Raw genomic sequence first — 6,469 nt, forward strand, 5'->3', positions numbered from 1 at the left:
CAGAAATCAGAAAACACAAAGGGGCCACGGCCCCTTTGTGTTGTTTTATATAAAACCAGCCCCTAGCGCTTATCCATCAAGCGCCAGCAGCTATCAAAACAACAGTATTCATCAAGCCTGGCTGGCAATCTGCCGCAGCGCCTGCTCAAACACCTCCACCGGCTGACCACCTTGAATCAGGTGGCGCTCGTTGATGATGATGGCGGGCACCGAGTGGATGCCATTTTGCAAATACAACTGCTCACGCTCGCGCACCTCTTCGGCAAAACGGTCAGACGCCAATAGTTCACGCGCCTCGTCCACATTCAGCCCGACCTCACCCGCCACGCGCACCAGCACTTCGTGGTTGCTCGGGTCTTGCCCATCGGTGAAATAGGCTTTGAACAGCGCATGTTTGAGTGGCGGCTGCAAGCCCTTCTCTTCGGCCCAGTGCAGCAGGCGGTGCGCGTCAAAAGTGTTGTAAACGCGGCTGCGTTTGCCTTTACCAAAGGTGAACCCCAAGTCCGCACCACGCGCGGCAATGGCCTCGCGGTTGCGTTCGAGCTGCTCGGGCGTGGAGCCATACTTTTCCTGCAGATGCTCGTTGATGTCCTGGCCCTCGGGGCCCATCTGCGGGTTCAGCTCGAAAGGCTGAAAGTGCATGTCAAGGGCCACTTCGCCCTTCAGGCGATCGGCCGCCTGCTCCAGCGCCTTGAGGCCGATGATGCACCAGGGGCAGGAGACATCGGAGACGAAATCGATCTTGAGGGTTTTGGTAGTCATGGCAAGCTCAAAAAATCAGAGCTGGATGGTAGACCAATGCATTGGCCTTCGCAGGAGGGCGCTTTTGTGCCCCTGAAGCGCCCGCTTCCTGCCCCAGTGTTCTCTAGTGTGGCGTTGCACGCTAGCGCAGAACGCCAGGCTTCAGTCCTCCTCGTTTCTGCCGATATCCGTCAGACAGCTATGAAATATCCTGAATGAGTGCGATCAGCCTCTCCCCTCTTTCCACAAGCTGGAGCCCGTCAGGAAATTCCGCCCCAGCATCGGTGACGGCCTCTGCGCAGGCCTCTTCACGCATGCAGATAGCGAGCGACGTATCGCCGGACGTGACCCGCAACAGCGTCACAAACTTCACTCCATCTGCCATCCCGGAAGCCGTGCCTTCGACGATGGGTGACACCCGGTTTCTGCACGTTACCCAGTGGCCCTTGGCGATGGAGTCGATCGACGTCACCTACGAAGCAATCGCCCCATCGCAGACCAGCAGCCGGCAAATGCAGGTATGGGAGCAGACACCAACGACCGCTGTGGATCAGATCATCGGCCGAAACGCGAGCGCCACGACGGAAAAGGCGCGGTTTGCCGGTTTGGGGTCCGCCCTGATAGAGCAGGCCGCCCGCACCGGCTCGAGCTACCGTCAGACGGTGGTGAACCTGGGTGCAGTGAGTTCGCCCGACAAAATTCAAGGCAAGGCTACTGGCGCTATGTGGGGCATTCAATCCAGCCCCAGCGCCAGTGCGACATTTGCCATCACCACTCAATCTGGCGCCACGGTGCGGATCTCCATAGCCGACCAGCGGGAGCAACGCGCCACAGGCTCTGGCATCGCTGTGCAGATCGAGGTGGATGGCAACCTTACGCAGCAGGAAAAGGACGCACTCCAATCTCTGGCAGAAGGTTTCGATCTTGCTATCGAGGGCTTGACGGCTGAATCCCCTGTGCTGCGGCTGGACGGTCTGCTGAAGTTCGATAGCAAGCTCTTCACCAAGCTGGAATTCAAGGTGGATATCTATGGGGTGGACCAGTATGGCGTCCGCATCCTGAAGCTCGGTGCCAACATCAGCGCAGACGCCAAAACCCGCGAGATTGAACTCAAGAGCCCTGAAGGCACCGTAAGAATGAAAACCGATTTGCGGCAGCCCGCGCTATGGGGCACCGCAGACCAGAAGGCCTACGCCGTGCGACAGTACCTCAGCCGCATCGACAAGGCAGCAGAGCGCGGGCATGCAGACAGCGGCTTGGTTGACCTGTTCAAGTCCAGCTTCGCCGCCCTGAACGGCGGCTATGAATCGGCAAACTCCCCTGGGAGGTCAGGCAGCGCCAGTATCAGCATTGGCGACCCGGTCGATCTGACGCGCGACGCCAACGCCTTCAGTGAAGGCGACAAGAGCCTGCTCACCGGCCTGGCGGACTTTGATGCATCGATTACCGCCACCCGCCGTGCGTCCAATCCGCGCCGCACCAAAGAGGTTGACACCTTCGAATACACACTCAAACAGTCCACTCAGATCTCCGGCTCATCCCCCAGCAACCGCGGCTTCACCCAGACCCAGTCCGCCAAGCTTTCTGCTGCCTATCACCAATCGCTGCACTCAAGAGCAGCACCAAAGTTGACATCAGACTCTGCAACCCAGAACTATTCCTACGAAAAGGTGGAAGACAGCAGCAGCACGCAGGTAGAGCTAGGCTACGAGAAGGATGAGCCTGTGCGCGCACTGATCACGCAGGCCGCCTCGCAATCGCTGCACGTCCTCAAGGTGGAAAACAACAAGATCACCGAGAACACGGCAGAGCCAGCTCATGTGCAGTCAAAGCAGACAGATTTGCTGCCCTTGCTGAAGCAATTGAAACGGCAGCAGGATGCGAACCAGTTGACGGATGACGAGAAACAAAAGCAGCTGCAGGAATGGGGCGGAATGGTGCTGGGAAGCTTGGTCACGGATTAGCACCTCTGAAAAATTTCGTTGACGCAGCGCCCGTGCGTTCTCTGCTGCGCAAACTGACAAAGACGCCGAACACCCGCTCTAACCCGTTCGATCCGCCGAGAGCATCTCTCGAAGTGCTGTCTTTGGCACTTTGCCATAGCTGTTCTTGGGCAAAGCCTGCACAAAGCGGTACAGCCGAGGGCGCTTGAAACGGGCTATATGGGCCAGGCACAGCGCGTCCAGTGCATCCGGGCTCACGCCCTCCTCCGCCACCACAAAGGCCACAGGCACCTCGCCCCATTCCACATCGCGCTGCCCCACCACGGCCACCTCGCGCACCTGGGGGTGCAGCAGAAGCACCTCCTCCACCTCGCGCGGGTAGATGTTGGAGCCGCCGGAGATGATCACGTCCTTGGAGCGGTCCTTGAGGGTGAGGAAACCATCGGCATCCAGCGCGCCCATGTCGCCGGTGTAGAGCCAGCCATCGCGCAGCGTCTGCGCCGTGGCTTCGGGGTTGTTCCAGTAGCCGGGCATGACGGTGTCGCCGCGCACCACCACCTCCCCGGTCTCGCCTGTGGGCATCGGCTGGCCTGAGGCATCCACCACACGCACCTCCACCATCGACTGCGCCACGCCCACCGATACCATGCGCTCGGCCCAGCGCGGGTGGTTGCGGTCGGCCAGCTGGGCGCGCGACAGGGCGGTGATCGTCATGGGGCTTTCGCCCTGGCCGTAGATCTGCACGAAGCGGTTGCCGATCACGGCCAGCGCGTTGCGCAGGTCGTCGGCATACATGGGACCGCCACCGTAGACGATGGTCTTGAAGCCGCTCACATCGGCACCCGTGGCGCGCACATGGTCCACCAGGCGGTGCACCATGGTGGGCGCAGCAAACAACGTGAGCTGGCCCACGCTGGCCGCAAGCTGCACCAGCTCCGCAGGCTCGAAGCCACCCGACAGCGGCACCACATGCCGCCCGCCGCGCAGCACCTGGGCGTAGTTGTAGAGGCCAGCGCCGTGCGACATGGGCGCGGCGTAGACCATGGCGTCGCCGGGCAGCACATCGTCTACGTCGGTGAAGTAGCAGGCCGTCATGGCCAGCAGATTGCGGTGGGTCTGCATCACCCCCTTCGGGCGGCCAGTGGTGCCGGAGGTGTAGAAGAGCGAGGCGACATCCTCGGGTGCACGGTCGCAAACGTCCATGGGCGCGTGCGTGACGGCGGCGCGGTACGCTTCGGAGCCGAACACCAGCAGACCGGCATCCGCCGCCCCGGCCTCGCGCGCGGCCGGTGCCAACGCCTGCGATGCCAGCACCACACGCGCGCCGGAGTCGGCCAGCACGTAGGCCAGTTCTTTGGCATGCAGCTTGTAGTTGACCGGCAGCGACACGGCCCCGGCCCACACGATGGCGTGCAGGGCCTCCAGGTACTCGGGCGCATTGGCGGCGTAGATGGCCACTCGGTCACCGGGGGCCACGCCGCATTGCGTGTGCAGATAGGCGGCCAAGGCGGCAGCGCGTGCGCCCAGGTCGCCGTAGGACCACAGCACGTCACTCCCCTGGAGTACAGCGGGCTGGTGGGCATGCAGCAAAGCACTGCGGCGCAGCAGGTGGGCGATGTTCATAGTGTGCACTCCACAACAACGGGATTTTTCAGGGTCAGCCGCCTCCACAGCCGTGGAGACCTGTTGGCACTGCAGGCACTGTAGGCACGCCGGGCGCTGGCGCACAGTCGCCAAAATACCCAAGGGATAACCCGGCCCGCCCCCGAAACACCCAGTTACCACGCGCGCCCAAATCCCCACAGGCTGTGGCGTTGAAACCCCGTTGCCTAGACTGCATCTGATCCCATGCGCGCGGCCAGCCCACCCAGGCGAGCGCACCACCGTTTTTACCCAACGCCTTGCAGGCAACACCCCATGAACCTGGACCAGCAAAAATCCATTCTCACCATCGCCCTCCTGGCCGCGTTTGCGGACGGCAACAAGGACGACGCCGAGCGCGAAGAGATCCGCCGCATTGCCCAGTCGCTCGCGGGCGACGCAGGCATGGCGGACCTTCCACGCATCTACCAGGACGTGCTGCTCCGGCGCACCAGCGTGCAGGCGGCGGTGCAGGCCCTGAGCGACCCCATGCACCGCCAGCTGGCCTACGAGATGGCGGTGTGTGTGTGTGATGTGGATGGCCGCCAGACGGCGGCAGAACGCGAGTTTCTGAACGGCTTGAAGACGGCGCTGCAGCTGGGCGCACCGCAGACCGACGCGTTTGACCGGGAAGCCGATGCGATCGTGGATGTGGCGGAAAAGGCCGTGCCTTTATCCATGCCTGTGTCCGCGCCTATCGCGTTCCCAGGGGCAGCCGCAACGGCAACAGCCGCCGCAGCCCCCAGCAGTGCTTCGGATGCCGAGCTGGACAAATCCATCCTCAACTATGCACTGCTCAACGGTGCGCTGGAGCTGCTGCCGCAGTCCTGGGCGTCAATGGCCATCATCCCGATGCAGGTGAAGATGGTGTACGGCATTGGCAAGGCGCACGGCGTGGAGCTGGACCAGGGCCACATCAAGGAGTTCATCGCCGCTGCGGGCGTGGGCATGACATCCCAGTACCTGGAGCAGTTTGGCCGCAAGCTGCTCGGGGGCCTGCTGGGCAAGGTGGCGGGGCGGACGGTGGGCGGCCTGGGCGGCGCGGCCACCGGCATGGCGTTTTCGTTTGCCACCACCTACGCGCTGGGGCAGGTGGCCAAGCGCTACTACGCCGGGGGTCGGGTCATGAGCACGGCCATGCTGCGCGACACCTTCCAGAGCCTGCTGGGCCCGGCCAAGCAAATGCAGTCGCAGTACCTGCCGCAGATCCAGCAGAAGGCAGCCACGCTGGATGCCGGGAAGATCATGGCCATGGTGCGCGGCGCCTGACATGCCACAGCCACTGCGGAAAACGCTATATTATTAATAGCTACTAGCGCTTAACAGATAAGCGCCAGAGGCCATTTTTAATAAAAGTCCAGTGGCGAGGCCCGCGTGGGCCAAACGAAATCAGGCCAGAGCGTTGCGCACGCGCTGACCCGCGCGCAAACCAGGTGGCGCAAACATCGGCCCATGACAGAATCGGCCCATGCTCGACCACACGGACCCTGTCGCCTCCATCATCCCGGCCATGTCGCTCGACTCACCGTCCGACAACGCCATGACGGCACTGTCCCGGCTGGCGCTGGGGCCCGTGAACACGGCCTACTACATGGCCGTCTTCGAGCGCTTTGACAACACGGGCCGCACCACCACCACCTGGAACTGGGCGGCCTGCCTGGCCACCCTCAACTGGATGCTGTTCCGGCAGCTGTGGACCCCCGCGCTGGTCTACCTGGCGGCGGCCGAGGGCCTGGCGCTGATCGTGTACGGCATCGGCCGGACTTTCCTGCAATGGCCGCCGGGCGTGGAGCTGGGGGTGCTGGGCGCCTTTGCAATGCTGGCCTTTGCGGTGCCGGGCCTGTATGGCAATGCCATCCTGTATGCCGACATCCGCAAGCGGGTGGCCCGGGCGCTGGCCGCCTCCCGCACGCTGCCCGAGGCCTGTGTGCTGCTGGAGAAACAGGCCAGCTCGCGCAAGCGGCTGCAGGCACTGGTGCTGGCCAACCTGGTGCTGGTGGCCGCAGCCGCGCTGGCCTACCTGGTCTGGGCCCCTTCGGACACCAAGCCGCTGGCCCTGGAGCCCGCGGTGACCGTGGCACAAGCCACGGCGGCTGCGGCGTCCCGGCCCAGCGCAGTGGCATCTGCACCCGCCGCTGCTGCTG

Annotated in this window: 5 protein-coding genes; 3 read left to right on the top strand and 2 right to left on the bottom strand. The window is 63.3% G+C overall.

Features of this window, described 5'->3' with window-relative positions; all coding sequences use genetic code 11:
- Positions 1-111 precede the first annotated feature (111 nt).
- Positions 112-762, bottom strand: coding sequence for a DsbA family oxidoreductase (locus NFX52_RS19205; RefSeq protein WP_055395943.1), 651 nt, complete (start codon positions 760-762; stop codon positions 112-114).
- Positions 763-956: 194 nt separating this feature from the next.
- On the opposite strand from NFX52_RS19205, the gene NFX52_RS19210 reads away from it, so the two are divergent.
- Entirely contained in the window at positions 957-2,705 is a 1,749-nt protein-coding gene (locus tag NFX52_RS19210; protein ID WP_156358641.1) for a hypothetical protein, read from the top strand.
- A gap of 78 nt (positions 2,706-2,783) precedes the next feature.
- Here the strand turns inward: NFX52_RS19210 and NFX52_RS19215 are convergent, their stop codons facing one another.
- Positions 2,784-4,307: an AMP-binding protein gene (locus NFX52_RS19215; protein WP_055395938.1), complete on the bottom strand. Its 1,524-nt coding sequence runs from the start codon at positions 4,305-4,307 to the stop codon at positions 2,784-2,786.
- 294 nt (positions 4,308-4,601) lie between these two features.
- Between NFX52_RS19215 and NFX52_RS19220 the strand changes: the two genes are divergently transcribed.
- On the top strand, positions 4,602-5,594 hold the full coding sequence (locus NFX52_RS19220; RefSeq protein ID WP_055395936.1) for a YcjF family protein: 993 nt from the start codon (positions 4,602-4,604) through the stop codon (positions 5,592-5,594).
- 199 nt (positions 5,595-5,793) lie between these two features.
- Positions 5,794-6,469: DUF2628 domain-containing protein (locus NFX52_RS19225; RefSeq protein WP_252635786.1), on the top strand; the 676-nt coding region annotated here is incomplete at its 3' end.

The organism is Acidovorax facilis (assembly GCF_023913775.1).
In the GTDB taxonomy this organism is placed as follows: domain Bacteria; phylum Pseudomonadota; class Gammaproteobacteria; order Burkholderiales; family Burkholderiaceae_C; genus Acidovorax; species Acidovorax facilis.

What these genes read in the sequence shown, in the direction of transcription:
- NFX52_RS19205 (WP_055395943.1), bottom strand. Translation starts at nt 762, where the DNA reads ATGACTACCAAAACCCTCAAGATCGATTTCGTCTCCGATGTCTCCTGC.
- NFX52_RS19210 (WP_156358641.1), top strand. Translation starts at nt 957, where the DNA reads ATGAGTGCGATCAGCCTCTCCCCTCTTTCCACAAGCTGGAGCCCGTCA.
- NFX52_RS19215 (WP_055395938.1), bottom strand. Translation starts at nt 4,307, where the DNA reads ATGAACATCGCCCACCTGCTGCGCCGCAGTGCTTTGCTGCATGCCCAC.
- NFX52_RS19220 (WP_055395936.1), top strand. Translation starts at nt 4,602, where the DNA reads ATGAACCTGGACCAGCAAAAATCCATTCTCACCATCGCCCTCCTGGCC.